At 70.0% G+C, this 22899-nt stretch carries 26 protein-coding genes; 16 read left to right on the forward strand and 10 right to left on the reverse strand.

Features of this window, described 5'->3' with window-relative positions; all coding sequences use genetic code 11:
- Nucleotides 1-75 precede the first annotated feature (75 nt).
- Together ACFVXC_RS15055 and ACFVXC_RS15060 are read left to right on the forward strand one after the other, a co-directional pair.
- Nucleotides 76-675, forward strand: coding sequence for a TetR/AcrR family transcriptional regulator (locus ACFVXC_RS15055; protein ID WP_389905406.1), 600 nt, complete (start codon nucleotides 76-78; stop codon nucleotides 673-675).
- 39 nt (nucleotides 676-714) lie between these two features.
- Nucleotides 715-1529, forward strand: a protein-coding gene (locus ACFVXC_RS15060) for an IS5 family transposase (RefSeq protein ID WP_389905407.1) whose coding sequence is annotated in 2 segments (ribosomal slippage) — nucleotides 715-1063 and nucleotides 1063-1529 — 816 coding nt in all. Because the reading frame shifts where the segments join, the coding sequence is not laid out codon by codon here.
- Nucleotides 1530-1717: 188 nt separating this feature from the next.
- Here ACFVXC_RS15060 and ACFVXC_RS15065 read toward each other — a convergent pair.
- Nucleotides 1718-1909, reverse strand: coding sequence for a hypothetical protein (locus ACFVXC_RS15065; RefSeq protein ID WP_389905409.1), 192 nt, complete (start codon nucleotides 1907-1909; stop codon nucleotides 1718-1720).
- Between ACFVXC_RS15065 and ACFVXC_RS15070 the strand changes: the two genes are divergently transcribed.
- The gene (locus ACFVXC_RS15070; protein ID WP_389905410.1) at nucleotides 1899-2096 is read left to right on the forward strand and encodes a hypothetical protein; all 198 of its coding nucleotides are present in this window, start codon (nucleotides 1899-1901) and stop codon (nucleotides 2094-2096) included. The genes ACFVXC_RS15065 and ACFVXC_RS15070 overlap by 11 nt on opposite strands.
- A 25-nt stretch (nucleotides 2097-2121) precedes the next feature.
- Here ACFVXC_RS15070 and ACFVXC_RS15075 read toward each other — a convergent pair whose 3' ends face one another.
- Nucleotides 2122-2385, reverse strand: coding sequence for a hypothetical protein (locus ACFVXC_RS15075; protein ID WP_389905412.1), 264 nt, complete (start codon nucleotides 2383-2385; stop codon nucleotides 2122-2124).
- Nucleotides 2386-2656: 271 nt separating this feature from the next.
- Here ACFVXC_RS15075 and ACFVXC_RS15080 point away from each other — a divergent pair, with 271 nt between their 5' ends.
- The 4 genes from ACFVXC_RS15080 (at nucleotide 2657) to ACFVXC_RS15095 (ending at nucleotide 5613) form a co-directional block, all read left to right on the forward strand.
- Nucleotides 2657-3397, forward strand: coding sequence for a DUF6879 family protein (locus tag ACFVXC_RS15080; protein WP_389905414.1), 741 nt, complete (start codon nucleotides 2657-2659; stop codon nucleotides 3395-3397).
- On the forward strand, nucleotides 3394-4233 hold the full coding sequence (locus ACFVXC_RS15085; protein WP_389905416.1) for a helix-turn-helix domain-containing protein: 840 nt from the start codon (nucleotides 3394-3396) through the stop codon (nucleotides 4231-4233). The genes ACFVXC_RS15080 and ACFVXC_RS15085 overlap by 4 nt, the downstream gene beginning before the upstream one ends.
- A gap of 604 nt (nucleotides 4234-4837) precedes the next feature.
- Nucleotides 4838-5089, forward strand: a complete 252-nt coding sequence (locus ACFVXC_RS15090) for a hypothetical protein (protein WP_389905418.1) — start codon at nucleotides 4838-4840, stop codon at nucleotides 5087-5089.
- A gap of 185 nt (nucleotides 5090-5274) precedes the next feature.
- The gene (locus ACFVXC_RS15095; protein ID WP_389905419.1) at nucleotides 5275-5613 is read left to right on the forward strand and encodes a DUF397 domain-containing protein; all 339 of its coding nucleotides are present in this window, start codon (nucleotides 5275-5277) and stop codon (nucleotides 5611-5613) included.
- A gap of 476 nt (nucleotides 5614-6089) precedes the next feature.
- Here ACFVXC_RS15095 and ACFVXC_RS15100 read toward each other — a convergent pair whose 3' ends face one another.
- On the reverse strand, nucleotides 6090-6965 hold the full coding sequence (locus ACFVXC_RS15100) for an undecaprenyl-diphosphate phosphatase (RefSeq protein WP_389905421.1): 876 nt from the start codon (nucleotides 6963-6965) through the stop codon (nucleotides 6090-6092).
- Nucleotides 6966-7171: 206 nt separating this feature from the next.
- Entirely contained in the window at nucleotides 7172-7876 is a 705-nt protein-coding gene (locus ACFVXC_RS15105) for a TVP38/TMEM64 family protein (protein ID WP_389905423.1), read from the reverse strand.
- Nucleotides 7877-7925: 49 nt separating this feature from the next.
- Between ACFVXC_RS15105 and ACFVXC_RS15110 the strand changes: the two genes are divergently transcribed.
- The 3 genes from ACFVXC_RS15110 to ACFVXC_RS15120 all read left to right on the forward strand — a co-directional run bounded on the left by ACFVXC_RS15110 (nucleotide 7926) and on the right by ACFVXC_RS15120 (nucleotide 11173).
- Nucleotides 7926-8624 (forward strand): DNA alkylation repair protein, encoded by a 699-nt coding sequence (locus tag ACFVXC_RS15110; protein WP_389905424.1) that lies wholly within the window; start codon nucleotides 7926-7928, stop codon nucleotides 8622-8624.
- Between the two features lie 420 nt (nucleotides 8625-9044).
- Entirely contained in the window at nucleotides 9045-10214 is a 1170-nt protein-coding gene (tuf, locus tag ACFVXC_RS15115) for an elongation factor Tu (RefSeq protein WP_389905425.1), read from the forward strand.
- 125 nt (nucleotides 10215-10339) lie between these two features.
- Nucleotides 10340-11173: a spermidine synthase gene (locus ACFVXC_RS15120; RefSeq protein WP_389905931.1), complete on the forward strand. Its 834-nt coding sequence runs from the start codon at nucleotides 10340-10342 to the stop codon at nucleotides 11171-11173.
- Here ACFVXC_RS15120 and ACFVXC_RS15125 read toward each other — a convergent pair.
- The 3 genes from ACFVXC_RS15125 to ACFVXC_RS15135 form a co-directional block, all read right to left on the reverse strand.
- Complete coding sequence (locus ACFVXC_RS15125; protein WP_389905932.1) at nucleotides 11135-12454, reverse strand: MFS transporter; 1320 nt, start codon at nucleotides 12452-12454, stop codon at nucleotides 11135-11137. The two genes, ACFVXC_RS15120 and ACFVXC_RS15125, sit on opposite strands and share 39 nt — an antisense overlap.
- A 119-nt stretch (nucleotides 12455-12573) precedes the next feature.
- Complete coding sequence (locus ACFVXC_RS15130) at nucleotides 12574-13617, reverse strand: hypothetical protein (RefSeq protein ID WP_389905426.1); 1044 nt, start codon at nucleotides 13615-13617, stop codon at nucleotides 12574-12576.
- 193 nt (nucleotides 13618-13810) lie between these two features.
- Entirely contained in the window at nucleotides 13811-14746 is a 936-nt protein-coding gene (locus ACFVXC_RS15135) for a hypothetical protein (protein WP_389905427.1), read from the reverse strand.
- Between the two features lie 95 nt (nucleotides 14747-14841).
- Between ACFVXC_RS15135 and ACFVXC_RS15140 the strand changes: the two genes are divergently transcribed.
- The 3 genes from ACFVXC_RS15140 (at nucleotide 14842) to ACFVXC_RS15150 (ending at nucleotide 17945) form a co-directional block, all read left to right on the forward strand.
- A complete protein-coding gene (locus tag ACFVXC_RS15140; protein ID WP_389905934.1) occupies nucleotides 14842-15279 on the forward strand; it encodes a DUF4442 domain-containing protein in 438 nt (145 codons plus the stop codon).
- Nucleotides 15280-15521: 242 nt separating this feature from the next.
- A complete protein-coding gene (locus ACFVXC_RS15145; RefSeq protein ID WP_389905429.1) occupies nucleotides 15522-17174 on the forward strand; it encodes a carboxylesterase/lipase family protein in 1653 nt (550 codons plus the stop codon).
- An 81-nt stretch (nucleotides 17175-17255) separates the two neighbouring features.
- Nucleotides 17256-17945: a DedA family protein gene (locus ACFVXC_RS15150; protein WP_389905430.1), complete on the forward strand. Its 690-nt coding sequence runs from the start codon at nucleotides 17256-17258 to the stop codon at nucleotides 17943-17945.
- 20 nt (nucleotides 17946-17965) lie between these two features.
- Here the strand turns inward: ACFVXC_RS15150 and ACFVXC_RS15155 are convergent, their stop codons facing one another.
- On the reverse strand, nucleotides 17966-18496 hold the full coding sequence (locus tag ACFVXC_RS15155; RefSeq protein ID WP_389905432.1) for a gamma carbonic anhydrase family protein: 531 nt from the start codon (nucleotides 18494-18496) through the stop codon (nucleotides 17966-17968).
- 132 nt (nucleotides 18497-18628) lie between these two features.
- On the opposite strand from ACFVXC_RS15155, the gene ACFVXC_RS15160 reads away from it, so the two are divergent.
- Nucleotides 18629-19369: an acyltransferase gene (locus ACFVXC_RS15160; protein ID WP_389905434.1), complete on the forward strand. Its 741-nt coding sequence runs from the start codon at nucleotides 18629-18631 to the stop codon at nucleotides 19367-19369.
- Nucleotides 19370-19453: 84 nt separating this feature from the next.
- Here ACFVXC_RS15160 and ACFVXC_RS15165 read toward each other — a convergent pair whose 3' ends face one another.
- Nucleotides 19454-20317, reverse strand: a complete 864-nt coding sequence (locus ACFVXC_RS15165; protein WP_389905436.1) for an EamA family transporter — start codon at nucleotides 20315-20317, stop codon at nucleotides 19454-19456.
- Between the two features lie 94 nt (nucleotides 20318-20411).
- On the opposite strand from ACFVXC_RS15165, the gene ACFVXC_RS15170 reads away from it, so the two are divergent.
- On the forward strand, nucleotides 20412-20996 hold the full coding sequence (locus tag ACFVXC_RS15170; protein ID WP_389905936.1) for a helix-turn-helix domain-containing protein: 585 nt from the start codon (nucleotides 20412-20414) through the stop codon (nucleotides 20994-20996).
- A gap of 28 nt (nucleotides 20997-21024) precedes the next feature.
- Nucleotides 21025-21582: a YbaK/EbsC family protein gene (locus ACFVXC_RS15175; RefSeq protein WP_389905438.1), complete on the forward strand. Its 558-nt coding sequence runs from the start codon at nucleotides 21025-21027 to the stop codon at nucleotides 21580-21582.
- Nucleotides 21583-21635: 53 nt separating this feature from the next.
- Here ACFVXC_RS15175 and ACFVXC_RS15180 read toward each other — a convergent pair whose 3' ends face one another.
- Nucleotides 21636-22853: a CaiB/BaiF CoA transferase family protein gene (locus ACFVXC_RS15180; RefSeq protein ID WP_389905439.1), complete on the reverse strand. Its 1218-nt coding sequence runs from the start codon at nucleotides 22851-22853 to the stop codon at nucleotides 21636-21638.
- Between the last annotated feature and the right edge of the window lie 46 nt (nucleotides 22854-22899).

Raw genomic sequence — 22899 nt, forward strand, 5'->3', positions numbered from 1 at the left:
AGGCAGGAGGCGCTCAATCTTCCCTTGCCTCACTGAAACGACCGTTTCAGTGTAACGCTCGTTATGCTGGGGCGCATGGACCAGGACACCGCTGAGGCCACGGCCAGACCGTCCGCCAGGGACCGATTGCTGGACGCAGCCGACGAGCTCTTCTCCCGGGACGGCATCGCCCGCACCAGCGTCGATCAGGTGCTGCACCACGCCCACGTCGCCCCCGCCACGCTCTACGCGCACTTCGAGGGAAAGGACGGCCTGATCGCATCCGCGCTGCAACGGCGTCTGGACCGCTGGGAACAGGTATGGAAGGAAGCGGTAGACGCCGCGGCCGCACCCGCCGACAAGCTTCTGGCCCTGTTCGACGCTGTCTCCGCCTACCGGGACCGGTACACCCCGGGCCGCGGGTGCGCCTTCCTCGCGACCAGCATTGAGCTGCCTGACCTCGACCACCCCGCCCACGCCGTGATCGAGGCGGAGTCCACGCTCCTTTTCACACGGCTGAACCGGCTGGCGGAAACTGTCACCCCCGAGAACCCCGCTGCCCTGGCAGGCAACGTGCTGCTCGTGTACGACGGAGCCATGGCCAACCTCCAACGAGGACGGACACCAGAGCCGCTCGGCCACGGCAAGGCGCTGGCGAGATACCTGATCCAGAACGCGATCGAGACCGAACAGTAAGGCCGTTCCCTGCATGCCGAGTTGGCGGTTGGGCTGGTCATGGGAAGTGGACGGTGGGGATGGATCGTTCCGGACGGACTGTGGGAGACAGCGCGGCCGTTGCTGCCGCTGGCCCGAGTCCGTCCGCAGGGCGGTGGGGTCGCGAACATCGATGACGAGGCAGTCTTCGCGGCGATCATCTACGTGCTGGTCAGCGGGTGTGCCTGGCGGGTCTTACCGCCGTGCTTCGGAGCGTCGAAGTCGACCGTGCACCGCCGGTTCGTCATCTGGTCGAGAGCCGGCGTGTGGGGCCGGCTGCATCAGAAGATCCTCCAGCTCCTGGACGAACAGAACTTGATCGACCTGTCCCGGGCGGTCCTGGACTCCGCGCATGTCCGCGCTAAAAAAGGGGCGAACTTACAGGTCCGAGCCCCGTGGACCGGGGTAAGCCGGGTTCCAAGATGCACGTCCTGTCCGACGCGGACGGACTGCCTCTACGCGTCGGGCTCTCCGCGGCCAACACCCACGACAGCCAGGCACTGAAGCCGATGCTGTCCCATTTCCACATGGGACACGAATCCCACGCGAGCGAATCGAAGCCCCGCCGCCTTCACGCCGACAAGGCGTACGACATACCTCACCTGCGGCGATGGCTCTGGGGCAGGCACATCGGAGTCCGCATCGCCCGCAAAGGCATCGACTCCAGCGAGCGGCTCGGCCGCCGCAGATGGGTGATCGAACGGACGATGTCCTGGCTGACCGGATACCGCCGACTCAACCACCGCTACGAGCGGGCACCAGGCAACTACCTGGCCTTCCTCGGCCTCGCCGCCGCACTCTGCTGCTACAAACGACTCGTCAAACTAACCATGTAGGACACGGTCTAAGAAGGCCCGGTCTCTCCCGTGAGAGGCCGGGCCTTCGCACGCCCGCAGGAGGTGACCACGTGACGCGACCCAAGGTCAGTAAGGGCGGGCTCGTCACCGACGAGGAGCGCGCAGAGATCATCCGACTTCACGCGCCAGACTACGGCCGCAACGAGATCGCTCGCGCAACTCGCCGGTCATCGCGAACCGTGTCCCCGATCTGCGCCGAGGAAGGCCTCGAATTCGACGTCACGATGACCGAGGACGCCACCCGTCACCGCGTCGCACAACTCGCCGACCGCCGCGCCATGCTCGCCGAAGCCCTCCAGGACGACGCCGAACGGCTCCCGGAGCAACCAACTGTGGCGGCCCGCGAAGGTGTTCAACATCGGCGGCAAAGACAACACGTACGCCGACCACGACGTGGACGAGCCGCCCGCGGACGCGAAGAAGAACCTCATGGCGTCCGCCGGAATCGCCATCGAGAAGAGCCTGAAGCTCGTTCCTCCGGAGCGCGAGGACGCCGAGGGTCCGGCTGCGGTCGACCAGTGGCTGAGGGGAATGATCGGCGGCTAGGGGGGGGGCAGCGATGTTCCGTCCTCTAGCCGGGAAGGGCCTGCGTGCGGCCCAGCTCGGCGGCGATGACGCGGACGGTTGCCCTCTCGCGCACACGGTCAGCTATGTGGATCCGACCGGCCTTTGACAGGAAACGCGAGGAAGCGCCCGAGACCACCTGCGCGATGTGCGCGGGTGATCTCGGGCGCTTTCTGCGGCCCTCGGGCTGGCCGTCACGCCACTCACGACCGGTCCGAGGGCTGATGCCGACGAGCCTGCTCGCCTCTTTGTTGCCGTAGCCCAGCTGCATGAGCCGGAAGTATTCCTCCCGCTACCGCCTCAACTTGCCCCGGGAGTGCTGCTTGACGGGCCGAACTTCGAAGTCCAATGCATCCCCTGAGCTGGGGTGTTGCAACGACGACTAGAACGGAAGCCCCGGGCGGGAGGGCGGCCTTTCGACATGCCCGATTGCTCGCAATCCAGCTCGGATCCGAGGCGTCTGCAATCTCCCGCAATCTCTCTGCGCTCACCGGACATGCGGGCGCATGCTGGTCCTCCAACATCCCCTGACGGAGGCCCACATGACGCTGCGGTTCATCGGCACGACCAGTGATGACGGTGACTGCCCCACCCTGTACGACATCCCGGAGACGGACGAGGTCCTCGTCCAGGGCGACATCGAGACCGACCCCGAGCACCTCGTGCAGCTGCGCGACGTGAAGCCGTCGGAGTCGTTCGTCCGGGTTCCTCGCTCGCTGCTCACTCGGTACGCCCCACGCACCGCAGCCCCGAACCTCGTCCCCTTCTCGGAGGTCACCCACCTATTCCAGGAGCTCCGGCACACAGCCTGGCGGTTGGAGACCCGCCGCGGTTATGCCTCCGACCGCAACAGCCCCAAGTGGGGGCGATGGCTCGCCGGCGAGGACATCGGGGCGGGACCCGACAACGCGTGGCGCGAGAACGTCCGCGCGCGGGTGGCGGAGGGCAAGCGGTTCGAGCGGGTCCGCCTCGTCGACGAACCGGCCACGCAGGGACAGGAGTTCCTTCTCGCGAGCGGTCTGGGCAACGTCGGCGCGGGGGAGGACATCCGTAACCTCACCCGCTCGGAGGCTCAGGCGCTTCGCCTGCCCGACTCCGACTTCTGGCTGTTCGACTCCAAGACCCTGGTTCGCTTTGCATTCGATGAGGAGGACGTCACCCTCGGCGTGTACGTCACCGAGGACCCTGCCGATGTCCTCGCGGCGTGCCAGACCCGCGACGCCGCATGGCATCACGCGGTGTCCACCAGCGAGTTTCAGCAGCGGGTACGTTCCAATATGTGAGTGACTTCCAGGAGACCCGGCAGATCCTCGGCGCGCGGCTCAGTGAGCTGCGCGCAGAGTCGAGTCTGGAGGGCAAGGACCTCGCGGCCAAGCTGGGTTGGCAGCCCTCCAAGGTGAGCCGCATCCAGAACGGAAAGCAGACTGCGAGCGCCCACGACGTCGCGGCGTGGGCCGCTGCTGTCGGCCGGCCGGATGTTGAGCCGGAGTTGCAGGGTCTGCGCGCGGGCGTAGAGATGAAGCACCGGTCGTGGCGCAGGCAGCTCGCAGGCGGCCACTCGGAGCGGCAGAAGCTCGCGATCCGGGAGACCGCGGCGACGACCCTGGTTCGCGCGCTGGAGGTCTCGCGGATCCCGGGGTTGTTCCAGACGCGCGACTACGCCGCCGTGATCTTCGATTCCAACGCCGAGTTCCGGGAGATCCCCTCCACGACGGAGCAGGCCGTGGAGAACCGGATGCGGCGCCAAGAGATGCTGTATCAGCCGGGCAAGGAGTTTCGGTTCCTCGTCTGTGAGGCCGCGCTCTACCACCGGTCATGCCCCAAGTCGGTGATGGCCGAGCAGCTCGACCGCTTGTACGGGGTGGTGGGTATGCCGCGCGTGGACCTCGGGATCCTCCCGTTCGGATCGCAGTTGAGGCGCACGGCGCCGCATGCGTTCTGGATCTACGACCGTCGTCAGGTCATCGTCGAGACGATCACCGAGGAGCTGTGGCTCAACGCAGAGGACGATGTCCGTCTGTACGAGCGGGCGTGGGAGTGGCTTGCCGAGTCCGCGGAGCGCGGGCCTACGGCACGGCGCCTGATTGGGCGAGCGCGCGCCTCGCTGGAGCTCTCCTGAACAACCCGAACAACTGACGGCCCGTTAGGTGCAATCGGGCGCAATCGATCAACAATTGCGGCGCTCCCCTCCCTAACGTCCTGCTCATGGCCGCAAAGACGCGCACCACGCCTGCTCGTGACGCCGGGGACACTTGGCTCGCGGACTGCGCCCGACGCCCCGCCGTCGCCCACCAAGTCTGGGATATGGACGGGCTCGCGCCGATTCACTGCACCCGCTGGCTCGCCGCGGAAGCACAACTCGTCACCGCCCTTCAGGCCATGAAGCGGATTCCTCCACATACGCGCGGCCCGCTTCTCCTGGACCCAGGCCTTGATGCCGCCTGGTGGCTCGTCCCGATCGATGCCGCCGAGGATCTCGCGGACGTCCGGCACGTCACGGTGCAGCCTCGCGGCTGGCCGCTACATTGCCCGCCCGCGCGCCGCCCGGCCGCCGGCCGTTTCTGGCTCGTCCTCCCCGACGGGTCTGGGCGCGTCACGGACCCCGTGTATCTAGCTGCCGCACTCGGCCTTGGCGGTGGCCCTCGACTGCCTGCGGAGGCCTTCGGATGACCCACTTCAGAGCGATCTCTGTAGCCGCGCTGCCACCCGTCAAAAGTCTCTCGGTGGCGCAGACTTGCGGCCGCGTCTGCGTGTTCTGCGCGGTCGCCCTCTCCACAGAGACGGCCGTCGAACTTGGCTCGCGGACTGACGTCGACTTCACCTGGTTCCCTCGCTCCTGCCGTCTCTGTGTCGTCCGGCCCGCATACAGGGCGGTTCTGGACCACACGCAGCAGTGCATGCAGTGCGCCGACAACCCCGCCCTGTGCGCCGACGGCTACGCGCTGCGGCATGCCTTGAACGAGGTTCGGCGGTGAGCGGCACATACGCGAGGTCGCCGTCGTCGGCCTGCGCTTGGCGTATGCCGATGTAGACCCCCGGCCGTGGCCACGTCGGACACGCCGCGGCCGGGTGTAGGACCCCTCCTCCCGACGCGCTCTGCGTCGCGCTCATCCACTCGGGGAGAGGGGCGCCCGATATATCCACACACAGGAGGTCCTCGATGGGCACGCTCACGAACGGCACGACCACCATCCCCTACCAACACGACACCGCGCCTGGTCTGGACTGGCGCAAGGCCGGCCGGACCGACCTCGACCCGATCCTGAAGGACTGCGTCATCCTCGCGGACGCCGGCATCGCGACGGGTCATCCGCACGCCGGTATCCCGGATGGCACGCGGCTGATCGCCATCAGCGACGACAAGGATCCGAAGTCAGCGGTCCTGCTCATGAGCCGAGTCGAGATCAGCAAGTTTTTCGATGGGGTGATCACGGGTGAGTTCAACGAGTTCCGTGCAAGCGAGGACGAGCTCCGGGCAGCCACCGTCGCAGCAGGCTGACGAGGCCGCACCGGTCTACCGCGCTCCGTCGGACAACTCACGCTCCCTGACGGGTGGGCCGATCTGCGAGGTGCACGAGGGCCCACCGCTGGAGACCGAGCGGGACTGGAGCGGGGCCAGGATCTGCCCAGTCTGTTCGCCGCTCGGCCGCACGCATGAGGAGACGCGGATGATCGTCCGGAGGGCGAACGCGCGGTTCGAGCGTGAGGGTTACTGGCGTCAGCCGGGGCGATGCACGTAGCCGCTGGCGCTAGAGGGCTGCCGGTGCTGTGGCGCTGGCAGCCCCCTAGCGTTAGACGAGGTCGGGGAGCGGGACGTCGAGGGCGTCGGCGATGAGGAGTAGGTCTGCGAGAGTCGGCACGCTGGTGGCCCGCTCGTATCGGTGGGCATCAGGTCGAGAGCCCTCGATTAGCTGCCGTTGTCCTCTGGTTTCATCTGGGTTCAGCTAGGGGAAACCGTAGGCGCCGACTCCCGCTTCACCCCGCCGATTCGCCCGCATGAGGGCTGAGTACACCCATGCTGACCAGCACGAACAGCACGATTCCGAGCAGGATCCGGTAGTACACGAACGGCATGAAGGACTTCGTCGTGATCCACTTCATGAACCACGCGATGACCGCGTATCCGACGAGGAAGGCGATGATCGTCGCGAAGATCGTCGGGCCCCAGGACACATGCCCGCCCTCGCCCGCGTCCTTGAGCTCAAAGGCGCCGGAGGCGAGTACCGCCGGGATGGCGAGCAGGAACGAGTAGCGGGCCGCGGCCTCGCGGGTGTAGCCCATGAGCAGGCCGCCGCTGATGGTGGCGCCGGAGCGGGAGACGCCGGGGATCAGGGCCATCGCCTGGCAGACGCCGAAGATCAGACCGTCGCGGACGCCCAGTTCCTTCAGGCTCTTGCGCTCCTTGATGGCGCGGTGCTTGCCGCCCGTCTCGTCGCGGGCCGCGAGGCGGTCGGCGATGCCGAGGACGACGCCCATGACGATCAGCGTCGTGGCGATGAGCCGCAGATCGCGGAACGGCCCCTCGATCTGGTCCTTGAACGTGACGCCGAGCACGCCGATCGGGATCGACCCGACGATGACGAGCCAGCCCATCTGCGCGTCGTGGTCCGAGCGCGGGACCTTGCCGAAGAGCGAGCCGAACCACGCGGAGATGATCCTCGCGATGTCCTTCCGGAAGTAGATCAGCACGGCGGCCTCGGTACCGATCTGGGTGATCGCGGTGAACGCGGCCCCCGGATCGTGCCAGCCCGCGAACGCCGCGGTCAGCCGTAGATGTGCGCTGGAGGAGATCGGGAGGAACTCGGTCAGTCCCTGGACGAGCCCGAGGATGAAGGATTCAAGCCAAGACATGGAAACTGCGCCGTCCAAGTACGGATCATGGGCTGCGGGTGCGGTCATGTGATGGGGATGGGGAAGGTGAGCGCGAGGGGTGATCACTCCCCTGCCGAGGGGCAGCGTAGCGCCACTTGGTTACGAGACCGTCGCAGGGCCGCTGTCCGCGAGCGGCGGCACTCCTTGTGCCGGTCTCCTCCGGAGGCGGCGGAAGCCGCTGGTGTTCAGTGACCGCGCAGGTGGTGGCGCTTGCACCACGCCACCACCGCCCCCGCCAGACCCGTCACCGCGATGAAGCCCATCGCGACGAGGAAAGCGGGAGACGTCGGCGTCGAGGCGCGGGCGCCCGCGATGACGTACGCGGCGGTGTTCGGGATCGAACCCAGGCCGGTGGCGAGCAGGAACGGCAGCCATCCCATGCGGGAGACCGCCGCGCAGTAGTTGGCGGCCGCGAACGGCACCCCGGGAAACAGCCGCGCCGCCAGCATCGACCGGAAGCCGTGCTTGCTCAGCTGCCCGTCGGCCGCCTTCAGCCAGCGCCCGCGGAGCAGCGGGCGCAACGCGTCCTGCCCCAGCATCCGGCCGAGCCCGAAGGCGATCCCGGCGCCGAGGACCGTGCCCGCGAGCGCCGAGACCGTCCCCGCCTGCGATCCGAACAGGGCGCCCGCCGCCAGATTGAGCAGCGGACGCGGTACGAACGCCGCGGTGCACAGGCCGTACGCGGCGGCGAACACCGCCACCGCGGCGGCGCCGCCGAGCTGGCGAAGTCCCCCGCCCGAAAGGAGCCGCTGCGGCTCGAAGAGCAGCACGCATGTGCCCGCGGCCGCGAGCAGCAGGACCAGCAGAGACAGCCGCGACCAGGGTGAGAGCAGAACCCTGGAGCAGCGCACGGCGAGGCCCTGCGGGCGGGCGGCAGCGGTGTCGAGCATCCGGGGAGACTAACCGACACATGTGTGTGATCGCCGTATGGTGCGTCTCATGAACGTCACAGTCCCGCGCAGCGACTTGGCGGACACCGTCATGGAACGGCTCACCACGACGTACCCCACGGCGGCCGATCCGGAGCGGGCCGTGGGGGCGCGGGCGTACATGAAGAACGTCGCTCCCTTCCTCGGCGTGCCCACGCCGCTGCGCCGCGAACTGTCCCGCACGGTCCTCGCCGGGCTCCCGCGACCCGACGAGACGGACTGCGCGGCGATCGCGCTGCGCTGCTGGGAGCTGCCGGAGCGCGAGTACGCCTACTTCGCCGTCGACTACCTGCGCCGTCACGTGAAGCGCTGCTCCTCCGGCTTCCTGCCGGTGGTCCGCCACCTCGTGACGACGGTCCCCTGGTGGGACACGGTCGACGCGCTCGCCGCGCACGTCGCGGGCGGCCTGGTCGCCGCCGACCCGAAGCTCGCGTCCGAGATGGACGCCTGGATCGCGGACGAGGACCTGTGGGTGGCCCGCACCGCCCTCCTCCACCAGCTCCGGTACAAGGACGCCACCGACACCGAACGCCTCTTCACCTACTGCCTGCGCCAGTCGGGGCACCCCGACTTCTTCATCCGCAAGGCCATCGGCTGGTGTCTGCGGGAGTACGCCAAGACCGATCCGGAGGCGGTACGCGACTTCGTCGAGCGGGAGCGCGGGCGGCTCGCACCGCTCTCGGCGCGCGAGGCGACGAAGAACCTCTGAGCGCACCGGTCCGCAGGCCGCACCGGTCCGCGCACTGGTCCTCACACCGCACCGGACGCCACGCGGAACCCGCCCTCACGCCGCGCCGGACGCCACACGGAACCCGCCCTCACACCGAACCGGACTTCACGGACCACCCGGCGAAAACCATTCGACGTACCCCCGCCCGTCGGCGAAGATCTGCCACATGTTCCGGTACGCCTTTCACGCAACTCCGCCCGCGGTCGCGGGCGCTGCGAAGGCTGCCGTCCTCTTCCGCGCCGCACTTCCCGTCGACGGCGCCCGACGCTGACCCTCCCCGGACACTCCGGCGGACCCCATAGGGGGAGGGTCGGTTCGGCCCCGGGGTCCCCGTCCCGAGCACGCACGCGACGACGTGCGCCCAGGACTTCAGCTTCGAGTTCCCCAGAAGGAACCGCCATGTCCAAGACGGCATACATCCGCACGAAGCCGCACCTCAACATCGGCACGATGGGCCACGTCGACCACGGCAAGACCACCCTGACCGCCGCCATCACCAAGGTCCTCAGCGAGCGAGGAACCGGCACTTTCGTGCCCTTCGACCGTATCGACCGCGCCCCCGAGGAGGCGCAGCGCGGCATCACCATCAACATCTCGCACGTCGAGTACGAGACCGACACCCGGCACTACGCGCACGTGGACATGCCGGGCCACGCCGACTACGTCAAGAACATGGTGACCGGCGCCGCGCAGCTGGACGGGGCGATCCTCGTCGTCTCCGCGCTCGACGGGATCATGCCGCAGACCGCCGAGCACGTTCTGCTCGCCCGGCAGGTCGGCGTCGACCACATCGTGGTGGCCCTCAACAAGGCCGACGCGGGTGACGATGAGCTCACCGACCTCGTCGAGCTCGAAGTGCGCGAACTGCTCTCCGCGCACGGGTACGGGGGCGACTCCGTCCCCGTCGTACGGGTCTCGGGTCTCAAGGCGCTGGAGGGCGACCCGCGGTGGGCCGCCGCCATCGAGGCGCTGCTCGACGCGGTGGACACCTATGTGCCCATGCCCGAGCGGTATGTCGACGCGCCCTTTCTCCTGTCGGTGGAGAACGTGCTCACCATCACCGGGCGCGGGACCGTCGTCACCGGAGCCGTCGAGCGCGGCACGGTGCGGGTCGGCGACCGGGTGGAGGTGCTCGGCGCGGAGACGGAGACCGTCGTCACCGGGCTCGAGACCTTCGGCAAGCCCATGGAGTCCGCGCAGGCGGGCGACAACGTGGCGCTGCTCCTGCGCGGTGTGCCACGCGACGCCGTGCGCCGCGGGCATGTCGTCGCGGAGCCGGGGAGCGTCAGTCCACGTCGCCGCTTCACCGCTCAGGTGTACGTCCTGTCGACCAAGGAGGGCGGAAGGTCGACGCCGATCGCGACCGGCTACCGGCCACAGTTCTACCTCCGCACCGCGGACGTGGTCGGCGACGTCGACCTCGGCGACGCCGCCGTGGCCCGGCCGGGCGACACCGTCACCATGACGGTCGAACTCGGCCGTGACATGCCTTTGGAGACCGGCCTGGGCTTCGCGATCCGCGAGGGCGGCCGCACCGTCGGCGCGGGCACGGTGACCGAGGTCGGCTGACGCCCGATGCCCGCCCGTGGGGGATCCACCCCCGGGGCCCGATGCCCGCCTCCCGCGGGGGATCCACCCCCGGGGGAGGCGGGCACAATGGAGCGGTGACCGACGACGAACGCGCGGACGAGACCATGGCCGTCATCAAGGACGTGGACCATGGCACCGCCAAGCTGATGCCGGACGTGGACCGGCCTCGCGCCTGGCTGCTCACGGTCGACGGAGCGCCCCAGTCGTACGTCGATCTGGACGCGCCCACGCATCTGGAGTTCGAGTACGCACAGCGCCTCGCCCACGTCCTCGACACCGCCGGCGACCCCGACCGTCCACTGGACGTGACCCACCTCGGCGGTGGCGCGCTCACTCTGCCCCGGTACGTCGCCGCGACCCGGCCGGGCTCGCGGCAGGACGTGGTGGAGGCCGACCGGGGGCTGCTCGAACTGGTCGCCGAGCGCTTGCCGCTGCCGACGGACTCCGGGATCACCGTGCACGGCGCGGACGCCCGGCAGTGGCTGGAAGCCGCGGCGCCCGACAGCACCGACGTGCTCGTCGCCGATGTGTTCGGCGGCTCACGGGTGCCCGCCCATCTGACGTCGCTCGCCTACGCGCGCGCCGCCGACCGGGTCCTGCGAGGTGGCGGCGTCTACGCGGCGAACCTCGCCGACGGGGCGCCGTTCGGCTTCCTGCGTTCCCAGCTCGCCACGTTCACCGAGGTGTTCGGGCAGGTCGCGCTGATCGCCGAACCGACCGTGCTGCGCGGACGCCGCTTCGGCAACGCGGTGCTCGTCGCCTCGCGCGAGGAGATCGAGGTCGAGGCGCTGGCCCGCCGTGCGGCGGCCGACGTCTTTCCGGCGCGTGTCGAGCACGGGGCGGCGCTGCGCCTGTTCATAGGTGACGCGAAGCCGGTGCGCGACGCGGACGCGGTCGCGTCACCCGAGCCGCCCGACGGGGCCTTCAGCATCGGCTGACGGCTCGACCGGGGGAGCGGTGGAAGAAGAGGTCGCCTTGGCGACCTTTGTCGACGCCGTGCGCCGCGTCAGATTGCGTACGTCGGGGACGAACAGCACGAGCGCCGTCACCACGACCACGAGCGCCGCGCAGCCCCACAGCGAGGCCGAACGGCCGAAGGCGAGTTCCGCGGGGCCCGCGAGCGCCGTGGCGAGCGGGACCATCGCGACCGAGCCGAACCAGTCGTACGCGGCGACCCGCGACAGCTTCTCCTCGGGGATCTCCTGATGCATCGCCGTCATCCAGGAGACGCCGAACACCTCGATCGCGACGCCGCTGACGAACATCACCGCCGCCAGACCCCATACCGGCAACGGCACCGCGAGCGCCGCCGACGGCATGGCGAGCGGGAAGACGCAGAGGGTGCCCGCGAGCAGCAGGCGCCGCGGCTTCCACCGCATCATCAGGAACGCGCCGCCGACCGTGCCCGCGCCGAACGCCCCGAGTGCCAGCCCCCAGGGTCCGGCGCCGCCCAGCTCGTCCCGGGCGACCAGTGGCCCGAAGACGGCTTCGGCCGCGCCGACCACCGCCACCACCACGGAGAACTGCGCGACGATGGCCCACAGCCACGGGCGGCCGATGAATTCTTGCCAGCCCTCCCGCAGATCGGAGAGCAGCCCACCGCCGGGCTCGCGCGCCGGTATGTGGCTCACGTTCAGGAACGAGCGCAGGGCCGCGGCCACCGCGAACGCCGCCGCGTCCACGGCGAGCACCCAGCCGGGACCGATCGCGGCGACCATCAGGCCGCCGAGCGCCGCGCCGCCGAGCCCGGCGCCCTGCATCGCCATGCGGTACAGGGCGAAGGCGCGGCTCGCCTGCTCGCCGCTGACGGTCGACATCAGCATGCCCTCGGCGGCGGGGCCGAAGAACGCCTGGCCGGTGCCGCCGAGCGCGGTGAGCAGCATCATCGACCACAGCGGAGGCGTGCCGGAGATGACGAGCACCGCGAAGACCGCCTGCGAGAGGCAGTTGAGCGCGTTGGCCGCGACCATCACGTGGTGGCGCGGCAGCCGGTCGGCGACGGCGCCGCCGATGAGCAGGAAGAGCACGAGCGGCAGCGTGCGTGCCGCCGCCACCAGACCGACGTCCCCGCCGTCGCCGCCGGAGTCGAGCACAGCGAACGCCGCCGCGATCAGGGCGCCGTGGCTGCCCAGGTTGGTCACGATCGCGGCGGCGGTCAGCAGGCTGTAGTTGCGCCCGGCCCAGGAGGGGCGGCGCACGGCTGCGGGATTGGTCACCAGGGGACTATCGCCGCCGGAACACCGACTTGCCAAACCGTTTCACTACGGGCTTGGAGGCTTACGGGCTTGGAGGCCTACGGGCTGAGGGGGCGGACCCCGTCAGCGGAGCGGGACTCGTCTCAGGACCCGTCGCCGTCGCCGTTCAGCCGCACCGTCTTCAGGATCTTCTGGACCGTCGCGTCCGGGATCTCGTCCTTGACGTCCTTGGCGCCGTACATCGACCACGCGACGTACTCACCCTCGGAGTTCATGAAGGCGAACGTGGTGGCCTTGCCGTTCGAGTCGCACTTGTCTTCCTTGACGACTCCGGACGTGGTGGAGGTCACGACGGTGCCCTTGATGCCCGACGCGGTGGTGAACGACTCCGGCTTGCCGATCTTGATCTTCTTCTTGTCGGCCTTCTTCTGGCCCGTGTAACCGGCGAAGACCCACCACGCGGAGTCGTTGCGGGCGACGTCCTTGGTGTTCTTGGCGCCGTTCTGGCCCTTGGTGCCTACCGCGCCGAGGGCGACGTCGCTGGCCGTGCCGTCCTTGTCGTCGTCGGAGGAGCACCACTTCGACTTGTAGTACGCGGGCGCGGACATGCCGATGAGTACGCTGCCGTCACCCTTCTCGTTGTCCTCGAAGCCGATGAAGGTGTCGCCGGTCTGCACCTCCCAGTCGGCCGGGACATCGAAGGCGGTGCCCCATTTGGGGTTCACGACGACCTGCCAGCCCTTGATCGTCGGCTTCGGGCCGCCGTCCGTGCCGCGCTCGGTGCCGCCGTCGTCGGTCGGGCTCGGCTTCGGCTTCGGGGACGCGGACTTGGCGGGAGCCTTCCCGGGCTTCCCGTTCGCTTCGTCGTCCTTGTCACCACCGAGGACGAGGAAGCCGGTGACACCGGCGGCCACCAGGACGGCGAGCGCCGCGGCGATCGCGGTGACCTTCGTCTTGTTCCCGCCCCCGCCCTGACCGCCGCCGCCCGGCTGGGGCGGCATCGGCGGTGGTGTGGGCGCCGCCCACTGCGGCTGCTCGGGCTGCGAGAAGGAGCCCGAGTGAGGCTGCTGCTGGTATCCCGGCTGCTGATACGGGTTCGGCTGCTGGTACCCCGGCTGCTGGTACGGATTGGGATTCTGGTCCTGCGGATTCTGCTCGCCCCCGGGCGGCTGCTGTCCTGGCCACATGGGCAGTAACCATAGAGGGGCTTGTGGCCTGATGTCATCGCTGCCCCCACGGGGGCGTCGGCACATCGGGTCACAAGCCCCACCGGCGTACGAAACGATTCAGGCCCCCGTCGGGTCGCCGTGCGGACGCACCGTATTGAGGATCTTCTAGCGCGGCGACGTCAGGTCGCGGAGGCCGTGACGGTGCGGTCGCTCAGGACCCGTCTTCGTACTCACGCACCGTGCTGAGCATCTTCTTGACCGTCGCGTCCGGCACTTCATCGCTCACACCCTTGGCGCCGAAGAACGACCACGAGACCAACTTCCCCTTGGAGTCCCTGAATCCGAAGGTGGTCGCCTTCCCGTCCGTCCGGCACTTGTCCTTGCTCTTGACGCCGGAGGACGAGGACGTGGCCAGGCTGCCCTTGATGCCGGAGTCGGTGGTGTACGGCTCCACGGCGCTGGTCGTGATGTTCTTCCGGTCGGGCTGGGAATACGCGCCGTACACCCACATCGCCGAGTTCTCCTTGGCGATCTGTTCGGTGCTCTTCGCGTCGCGGTTACCCCTGCTGCCGGCCTCCGCGAGCGGCGTGTCGTCCTTGACGCCGTCCCGGTCGGAATCGCTCCGGCACCACTGTTTCTTGAGCACGGCAGATCCCCCCATCCCGATCAGGAGGCTGTCGGGGTCATCGGCCTCCCCGCGGGCCGTGACCCAGTCGCGCGACCTGAGCTCGTACTGCGGCGGTGCGTCGAAGGCGATGCCGCGCTCGGTGTTCACGGCCGTCGTCCAGCCCGCGATCGTCGGTTTCGGCCCGCCGCCGACACCGCGCTCGGTGTCCTTGGACCCGGCCGGGCTCGGAGACTTGGACGCGGAAGACGGCGTGGGGCCCGGCTTCGCGTCGTCGTCCTTGTCGCCGCCCAGGACCAGGAAGCCCGTGACACCGGCGGCCACCACGACCGCGGCCGCGGCGACGATGGCGATGACCTTGGTCCTGTTGCCGTCGCCCCCGCCGCTGCCCTGTGGAGCCTGTGGCGTGTTCCCGGGCCCGGTGGGCGCGTTCCAGGGCGCCGATTGCCGGTACCCCGGCTGATGGTACGGATTCGGCTGCTGACTCTGCCCGCCCCCGGGCTGCTGCTCTCCTGGCCACATGCGCAGCAACCATAGGTGACCGCGATCTACGTCGGGCAGGCTCCTGGCCAAAGGACGCTACCCGTGGGTAACATCGCGCCATGAGCGCTGACCAGATGTCGATAGGCGAGATGCTCGCCGCCACCGTGCCGATGGCCCGGACCCTGAACCTCGAGTTCCGCGAGACCGCGCCCGAGAAGGCCGTGGTCGCCCTGCCCGATCAGGGTGACTTCCACAATCACGTCGGCGGGCCGCACGCCGGTGCCATGTTCACGCTGGGGGAGTCGGCGAGCGGTGCGATCGTGCTCGCCGCGTTCGGGGAGCAGCTCTCGCGGGCCGTGCCCCTCGCCGTCCGCGCCGACATCGCGTACAAGAAGCTCGCCATGGGGCCCGTGACCGCCACCGCGACCCTCGGGCGCCCGGCCGCCGAGGTCGTCGCCGAGCTGGACGCGGGGCAGCGTCCCGAGTTCCCGGTGTCGATCGCGATCCAGCGCGAGGACGGCGCCGTGACCGGCGAGATGACCGTGGTCTGGACGCTGCGTCCCAATAACTGAGTCGCGTACGGGCGTTCACTTCCGTACGTTCGTTGAACACAGCGGCGTCACGTCGGCCGGGTCACGGGGGTGCCTGCCGGCGAGGCGCCGCTCTCTTCGCGTGCGGCGGGTTTCCCGCGGGCTTTCTCGTGACCTCTCCTCCTCTGTTTCCCTGGTCTTTCGTTCACCTTATTGACACGAGTCAACGACCGTCATAGTTTTCCCGCCGCCAGTGGGCCGACGTCATCCAGGGGAGTCGCTGCATGAGCCGCAGGAGAAGAACGGGACGAAACGCGTCCGCCTTCGTCGTCATGGCCGCCGCCGCGGCCCTGCTCACCCCGCACGCCGCGCAGGCCGCGCCGCAGGACGCGCCCCGCACGGGCGGTGGCACGCTCGTCCGGACGGACGGAGGCTGGCTGCGAGGCCAGGCCGACGCCGAGGGGCGGCAGTTCCTCGGTATTCCGTACGCTCGGCAACCCGTCGGCGACCTCCGCTGGAAGGAACCCCGCCCCGCCGAGCCCTGGCAGGGCGTGCGCGATGCGGACTCGTTCGGCAACCGCTGTGTACAGACGTCCAGTTGGGATCCCGGCTACGAGAATCCCAGCCACACCGAGGACTGCCTCGACCTCAATGTCTACGCGCCCAAGGGGCAGCACGGGCAGCGTCCCGTCCTGGTGTGGCTGCACGGCGGCGGACTCACCGCGGGCGCGGGCGAGGACATCGTGCCCGACGCCTTCGCCCGCAGCACCGGCTCCGTGGTCGTGACCGTCAACTACCGCCTCGGCGCCATGGGGTTCCTCGCCGGAGAGGGGCTCGACACGGAGGCGTCCGACCACGTCTCGGGCAACTACGGCATGCTCGACCAGCAGGCCGCCCTTCGCTGGGTGCGCGCCAACATCGGCTCGTTCGGCGGCGACCGGCAGCGCGTCACCGTCGCGGGCGAGTCCGCGGGCGGCCGTTCCGTCTGCACCCAGCTCGCCTCGCCCGCCGCCAAGGGCCTCTACCGCGCGGCCGTCGTGGAGAGCGGCGCGTACGGGGACTGCGCTGCCCGCGAGCGCAAGGAGGCGCTCACACAAGGCGCCGCCTTCGCGAAGAAGGCGGGCTGCCCCGACCCGGCGACCGCCCCCGCCTGTCTGCGCGAGAAGCCCGCCGAGGAGATCCTCGCGGCGCAGGCCGGATTCGACTGGGCTCCGGTGGCGGGCGGCGACTTCCTTCCGGTCCAGCCGGAGCAGGCGTACAAGAACGGGAGCGCCTCACGCGTGCCCGTCCTGAACGGCGCGAACAGCGACGAAGGGCGGCTCTTCGCCTACGGGCGGTTCGACGGGCAGGGCGAGCCGCTCACCGAGGAGCGGTATCCGGGCGCGCTCACCCAGGCGTACGGCCCTGACCTCGGCGCCAAGGTCCTCAAGCGCTATCCGGTGGCCGGGCACGCCTCACCGACGCACGCGTACGCGGCCGCCTCCGGTGACCAGTTGTTCGCCTGCCCGGCACTGCGCATGGACAAGGCACTCGCGCGCCGCGGCCCCGTCTACGCCTATGAGTTCGCCGACCGCACATCCCCGCCCTTCGCCTCGATCCGCGAGGCGGGCAAGACGTTCGACTTCGGGGCGACCCACGTCAACGAAGTGCAGTACCTCTTCAAGCACTTCGGGCTCCCGACGCCGCTCGACGCGGAACAGCGGGACCTGGCGCGGCAGATGGTCCAGTACTGGGGTTCCTTCCTCCACGGCGGTCCGCCCCGCGCCCACGGCCAGCCCACCGCGCCCGACCAGCGCACGCGGCCCGGCCAGGTGCTCTCGCTGCGCACCGCCTCCGCAGGCGGGAACGAGCTGAGCACCGCGGTGGCCCGTGAGCACCGCTGCGATCTCTGGGACCTCGAAGACCGAGAGGGCTCCGCCCCGGCCGACGCCGGGTGAGCGGGTAGGCTGCCCGGCGTGCGCGCTCCGGGGGGATCGCGCACGCCGGGTACAGGCACACCAGCACAGGAGGAACCGGCGTTGCACGTCCAGGAATGGCTGGAGACCGTACCGGCCGTCAGTATCTACGCGCTGGTGGGCGTGGTCATCGGGCTGGAGAGCCTGGGCATTCCGCTGCCGGGTGAGATCGTCCTCGTCTCCGCGGCCCTGCTCTCCTCGCAGCACGGCGAGCTCAACCCCGTCGTCCTCGGGATCTGCGCCACCGCCGGTGCCATCATCGGCGACTCCATCGGATACGCGATCGGACGCAAGGGCGGCCGGCCACTCCTGGCCTGGCTGGAACGGAAGTTCCCCAAGCATTTCAGCGCGGCGAACGTCGGCAGCGCCGAGCAGTCGTTCCAGAAGTGGGGCATGTGGGCGGTCTTCTTCGGCCGCTTCGTCGCCCTGCTGCGGATCTTCGCGGGACCGCTCGCGGGCGTCCTTCGCATGCCGTACTGGAAGTTCCTCATCGCCAACGTCCTGGGCGGCATCATCTGGGCGGGCGGCACCACCGCAGTCATCTACTACATCGGCGTCGTCGCCGAGGACTGGCTCAAGCGGTTCTCGTACTTCGGTCTTGCCATCGCCGTGCTGATCGGCGTCGGCTCCATGCTGTTCGTCAAGCGCCGCGCCAAGAAGTCAGCGGCGGCGCGCGAGGCCGAGAACGGCGGGGAGTCGGAGTCGACGGCGGCCGATTCGGCACCCGTTCCGGCCGCCGACCCGTCTCACTGACCTCACTCGCCTCACTCGCCTCACCCGGCGTGGGCGTCCCGGTGGGCCTTGGCCAGCTCGACGTACATCGTGCCGTTGAGGGTGATGCCCGCGCGCTCCTCGTCGGTGAGCGTGCGGCGCACCTTGGCCGGTACGCCCGCGACGAGTGAGCCGGGCGGCACGATCATCCCCTGCGGCACCAGGGCCTGCGCGGCGACCAGCGAACCGGCGCCGATCACCGCGCCGTTGAGTACCGTCGCGCCCATGCCGATCAGGCAGTCGTCCTCGACGGTGCAGCCGTGCAGAACGGCGTTGTGGCCGACCGAGACCCGCTCGCCGATCATCATCGGGAAGCCCGGGTCGACGTGGAGGCTGCAGTTGTCCTGGATGTTGCTGTCGGCGCCGACGACGATCGGCCCGCCGTCGGCCCGCAGAACCGCCCCGTACCAGGCGCTCGCACCGGCGTGCAGCGTCACCTCGCCGATGACGACCGAGGTGGGCGCGGTGAAGGCGTCCTGATCGATCTTCGGGTTCTTGCCGCCGATCCCGGTGATGAGTGCCTCGTGGCTCATCGGATTCTCCATTCGTACGTGTCTCGCGCCTGGCGGAACCGTACGGGACGCGGGCGGGCGCGCAGCCGTGTGGGGTGAAGATCACAGGGGTCCGGGCTCACCGGGGCGCGCGGGGCTGAGTAACGTGAGCGCGTGCCGAAGAACAGGAACACGTTCTCATCCGCGGTCGCCGACTGGCGGCGCCGCGCGACCCAGCGCGCCGTCCACGCGGGCTGGGCGTGGGTGCGGGATACGGGGGCCGTGACCGCGCGGCGGCCCGGGCGGCTGCGGTTCGGCGCGCTGGGCGAGGGCACGAGGCTCGCCTTTCCCCAGGGGACCGTCTTCGGTGAGCCGTGGATCCGCATCGGCGACCACTGCATCATCGGCGAGCAGGTCACTCTCACCGCCGGGATGATGCCCGACCTGGATCTGGGCCCCGACCCGATCCTGCGCATCGGCAACGGCGTCGTGCTCGGCCGCGGCAGCCACGTCATCGCCGATACGACGGTGACGATCGGCGACGACTGCTACTTCGGGCCCACCGTCTATGTGACGTCCACGAACCACTCGTACGACGATCCGCACACGCCCATCGGCAAGCAGTGGCCGCGTATGGAGCCCGTCGAGATCGGCCCCGGCTGCTGGATCGGTACGAACGCGGTGATCCTCCCCGGGGCGCGGATCGGGCGCAATGTCGTGGTGGCCGCGGGGGCGGTCGTGCGGGGCTCCGTGCCCGACCACGCCGTGGTGGCCGGAGCGCCGGCCCGCGTGGTGCGGACCTGGGACCCGGACGCGGGGTGGCAGCCGCCGCTGCGGACGCCCGCGCCCGTGCCCATTCCTGACGGTGTCACGCCGGAACAGTTGCTCGCCCTGGGGGAGTTGGGGGAGGGGTGAGCCGGTGGCTCCCTCGGCTGCGGGTGCGTGGGGGCTTGTCGCGCAGTTCCCCGCGCCCTTCGGGGCGCTCCTCGGCGGTCTTGCTCAGCTGGCCAGCAGGACCGTGCCCACCAGTGCCAGGCCTGCGCCTGCCGCCTGGACCCCGCGCAGACGTTCCTTCAGTACCGCTCGTGCCGCCAGTGCGGTGATCACCGGGTACGTCGAGGAGAGCACCGCGGCCAGGGTGACCGGGCCGTTCTGGGCCGCCAGTGAGTACGTTCCGTTGGCCGCGACGTCGGCCAGGCCGACGAAGGCGAGCGCCGGGAGCGACGCCCAGATCAGCCCCATGCCCGTGCCCTCGGGGAGTGCGACGCCGCCGCGCCGCACGGAGGCGAACAGCGCGGTCCCGCCCGCGGCCACGTTCGTCACCCGCTGCACGAACAGGGCGAGGAACAGGCCGGTGAGGTTGCTCGACGCCTCGGAGATGAGGGCGAGGACAGCGCCGAAGCCGAAGGCCGCGAGCAGCGTGAGCAGGACGGCCTGCCGTTGCACGGGGGCGCCGCGCAGCTCGGGGCCGCCCGCGAGCACGATGCCCACGACGGCGACGGCGAGCCCGGCGAACTGTGGGACCCCGGGCCGCTCGCCCAGGAAGAGACCCACCGCCACCGGTACGACGACGCCGACGGAGGCGAGCGGTGAGACCACGCTCATCGGGCCGACGGCCAGGGCCTTGTAGAAGGCGAGCATCGCCACCGGGCCGATGAGCCCCGCGGCCACCGCGAACCACAGCTGCGGGCCCCACTCCGTCCAGCCGCCCGTGGCGACCACGATCACGCCGAGGACGATCACGGCGACGGTCTGCGAGGCGACCACCACGGTGAGCGCGGGGATCCGCCGGGTCAGCAGCCCGCCGCCGAAGTCGGCGAGGCCGTACAGCAGGCTGGTGGCCAAGGCGAACAGTGCTGTCATCGGGGATCCTCGCAGTACAGTGTGGTGAACCTTTAGGTGCACCACACCGTAGTTCAGTATCATGAACTCTGTCATCCATAATATTGGACGGAATGTGTCGGACCTCGACCAGCTCACTCAGTCGCTCGCGCGCAACCTCAAGCGCTGGCGCTCGGAACGCGGCTTCACGCTCGACGCGCTCGCGGCCCGCGCGGGCGTCAGCCGCGGCATGATCATCCAGATCGAGCAGGCCAGGACCAACCCCAGCGTGGGCATCACGGTGAAGCTCGCCGACGCCCTGGGCGTCAGCATCACCACCCTCCTCGACTACGAACAGGGCTCCCACGTCCGGCTCGTGCCACCGGAGCAGGCGGTGCGGATGTGGTCGACGGAGGCGGGCAGCAGCACGACCCTCCTTGTCGGGACCGAGGCGCGCGGGCCCTTCGAGCTGTGGGCGTGGAAGCTGATGCCCGGCGACGGCAGCGACTCCGACGCGCACCCGCCGGGGACCATGGAGCTGCTGCACGTCTCGGCGGGCGAACTGACGCTCCTCGTGGACGGCGTGGAGCACCTCGTGCCCGCGGGGTCGGCCGCGTCGTTCGAGGCGAACGTCCCGCACGGCTACCACAACAAGGGGGCCGAGCCGGTGGAGATGACCATGTCGGTGTCGGTGCCGCCGGCGCACGCCTCCTCGTACTGAGTCCCGCCGGGTTTGTTAGCGTGCGGCCATGCGTGCACCCATGGGAGATTTCGACGACGTCCGCGCCGCGCCCGATGCCCTCGACCTCCTGGTGGCGCCCGTCGCCGAGGCCGTGCGCGGCTGGAGCGGGACGATCCCCGTGGAGCAGGTGCTCCACGTCGACACCGACCCGCGGTGGGCCGACACCGCCACCTTCGTGGAGCACTACGGCCGAGACATCCTGGAGCGGTCCGCGAACTGCGTCGTCGTCGCGGGCAAGCGCGGTGGCGAGGCCTCGCTCGCCGCGTGCCTGGTCCTCTCCACGACCCGCGTCGACGTGAACGGCGTCGTGCGCCGCCAACTCGGCGCCCGCAAGGCCTCGTTCGCCCCGATGGACACGGCGACCGGCGAGACCGGCATGGAGTACGGCGGCATCACCCCGATCGGCCTGCCGGGCGACTGGCCGCTGCTCGTGGACGCCGCCGTCGTCGACCTGCCGTACGTCCTGGTCGGCAGCGGAAGGCGCCGGGGCAAGCTCATCGTGCCGGGCAAGGCGTTCGCCGAGCTGCCGAACGCCGTGGTGCTCGAAGGGCTCGGCGTCGCCTGAGCCGGGCGGGGCTCACCCCGCGTGCGTCCGCACACCCCTCATCCGCACACCCCTCATCCGCACACCCCCGACTCGCGCAGCCGGGCGATGTCGTCCGGGGCGCGCCCCAGCTCCCCGAGGATCCGCTCGGTGTGCTCGCCCGCGGCCGGTACGGGATCCATGCGCGGGTCGACGCCGCTCAGATTCGCGGGCGGCAACAGCGCCTGTACGGGGGACGAGCTGCCCGGGACCGCGACCTCCCGCCAGCGCTCGCGCTCGGTGAGGGCCGGGTGGTCGAGGAACTCGGCGACCGAATTGACGCCCGCGTTGGCGATGTTGGCGCGGTCGAGCAGCTCCATCGCCTCCTCGCCGCCGAGTCCGGCGAAGCGTGCGGAGATGATCGCGTCGAGTTCGTCGCGGTGCGCGACACGGTCGGAGCCGGTGGCGAACCGCGGATCGTCGACCAGCTCGGGCCGGCCGATGACCTGCTCGCACAGAGCGGCCCACTCGCGTTCGTTCTGCACGGACAGCAGGACGTCCTTGCCGTCGGACGCGGTGAAGGGGCCGTAGGGCGCGATCGTGGCATGCCGGGCGCCGACGCGCGGCGGCTGCGTGCCGCCGTAGCGCGTGTAGTAGGCGGGCTGGCTCATCCACTCGGCGAGCGCGTCGAAGAGGGAGATGTCGACGGCCGGTGCGCGCCCTGTGGTCGCCCGGGTGAAGAGCGCGGTGAGGATGCCGGTGTAGGCGTACATCCCGCCTGCGATGTCCGCGACGGAGATACCCGCCCGCACGGCCTCGTCGGGGGTGCCGGTCAGCGAGAGCAGTCCGGTCTGGCACTGCACAAGGAGGTCGTACGCCTTCCGCTCCGCCCAAGTTCCGCTGGTCCCGTACCCGGTGAGGGTGCAGGGGATCAACGAGGGGTAGCGGGACTGGAGTTCGTCCGCGCCGAGGCCGAGGCGGTCGGCAGCGCCGGGGGCGAGGTTCTGCACGAACACATCGGCCCCCGCGAGGAGTTCGTGCAGGATCGCCCTGCCCTCATCGGACTTGAGGTTCAGGGTGAGGGACTCCTTGGAGCGGTTGAGCCAGACGAAGTAACTGGCCTGGCCGTGCACCGTGGTGTCGTAACGGCGGGCGAAGTCACCGCCGCCGGGGCGCTCGACCTTGATCACGCGGGCGCCGAGGTCGGCCAGCTGACGGGTGGCGAAGGGCGCGGCGACGGCCTGTTCGAGGCTGACGACGGTGATGCCCTCCAGGGGGAGCCGTCCGGCCGGATCGTGGTGCCTCATCGCCATGACTGCCTCTCGTTCGCGGGTCCTGCCTGAGTCTGTACCGTCACAC

Source organism: Streptomyces sp. NPDC058257 (genome assembly GCF_042881845.1).
GTDB lineage: Bacteria > Actinomycetota > Actinomycetes > Streptomycetales > Streptomycetaceae > Streptomyces.

Excerpts from the sequence above, each read along its gene's own strand:
- ACFVXC_RS15140 (WP_389905934.1), top strand. The coding sequence starts at position 14,842 with ATGTCGATAGGCGAGATGCTCGCCGCCACCGTGCCGATGGCCCGGACC.
- ACFVXC_RS15065 (WP_389905409.1), bottom strand. The coding sequence starts at position 1,909 with ATGTTGAACACCTTCGCGGGCCGCCACAGTTGGTTGCTCCGGGAGCCG.
- ACFVXC_RS15110 (WP_389905424.1), top strand. The coding sequence starts at position 7,926 with ATGAACGTCACAGTCCCGCGCAGCGACTTGGCGGACACCGTCATGGAA.
- ACFVXC_RS15080 (WP_389905414.1), top strand. The coding sequence starts at position 2,657 with ATGACGCTGCGGTTCATCGGCACGACCAGTGATGACGGTGACTGCCCC.
- ACFVXC_RS15105 (WP_389905423.1), bottom strand. The coding sequence starts at position 7,876 with ATGCTCGACACCGCTGCCGCCCGCCCGCAGGGCCTCGCCGTGCGCTGC.
- ACFVXC_RS15145 (WP_389905429.1), top strand. The coding sequence starts at position 15,522 with ATGAGCCGCAGGAGAAGAACGGGACGAAACGCGTCCGCCTTCGTCGTC.
- ACFVXC_RS15055 (WP_389905406.1), top strand. The coding sequence starts at position 76 with ATGGACCAGGACACCGCTGAGGCCACGGCCAGACCGTCCGCCAGGGAC.
- tuf (WP_389905425.1), top strand. The coding sequence starts at position 9,045 with ATGTCCAAGACGGCATACATCCGCACGAAGCCGCACCTCAACATCGGC.
- ACFVXC_RS15100 (WP_389905421.1), bottom strand. The coding sequence starts at position 6,965 with ATGTCTTGGCTTGAATCCTTCATCCTCGGGCTCGTCCAGGGACTGACC.
- ACFVXC_RS15180 (WP_389905439.1), bottom strand. The coding sequence starts at position 22,853 with ATGGCGATGAGGCACCACGATCCGGCCGGACGGCTCCCCCTGGAGGGC.
- ACFVXC_RS15155 (WP_389905432.1), bottom strand. The coding sequence starts at position 18,496 with ATGAGCCACGAGGCACTCATCACCGGGATCGGCGGCAAGAACCCGAAG.
- ACFVXC_RS15135 (WP_389905427.1), bottom strand. The coding sequence starts at position 14,746 with ATGTGGCCAGGAGAGCAGCAGCCCGGGGGCGGGCAGAGTCAGCAGCCG.
- ACFVXC_RS15165 (WP_389905436.1), bottom strand. The coding sequence starts at position 20,317 with ATGACAGCACTGTTCGCCTTGGCCACCAGCCTGCTGTACGGCCTCGCC.
- ACFVXC_RS15120 (WP_389905931.1), top strand. The coding sequence starts at position 10,340 with ATGGCCGTCATCAAGGACGTGGACCATGGCACCGCCAAGCTGATGCCG.
- ACFVXC_RS15130 (WP_389905426.1), bottom strand. The coding sequence starts at position 13,617 with ATGTGGCCAGGACAGCAGCCGCCCGGGGGCGAGCAGAATCCGCAGGAC.
- ACFVXC_RS15095 (WP_389905419.1), top strand. The coding sequence starts at position 5,275 with ATGGGCACGCTCACGAACGGCACGACCACCATCCCCTACCAACACGAC.
- ACFVXC_RS15175 (WP_389905438.1), top strand. The coding sequence starts at position 21,025 with ATGCGTGCACCCATGGGAGATTTCGACGACGTCCGCGCCGCGCCCGAT.
- ACFVXC_RS15075 (WP_389905412.1), bottom strand. The coding sequence starts at position 2,385 with ATGCAGCTGGGCTACGGCAACAAAGAGGCGAGCAGGCTCGTCGGCATC.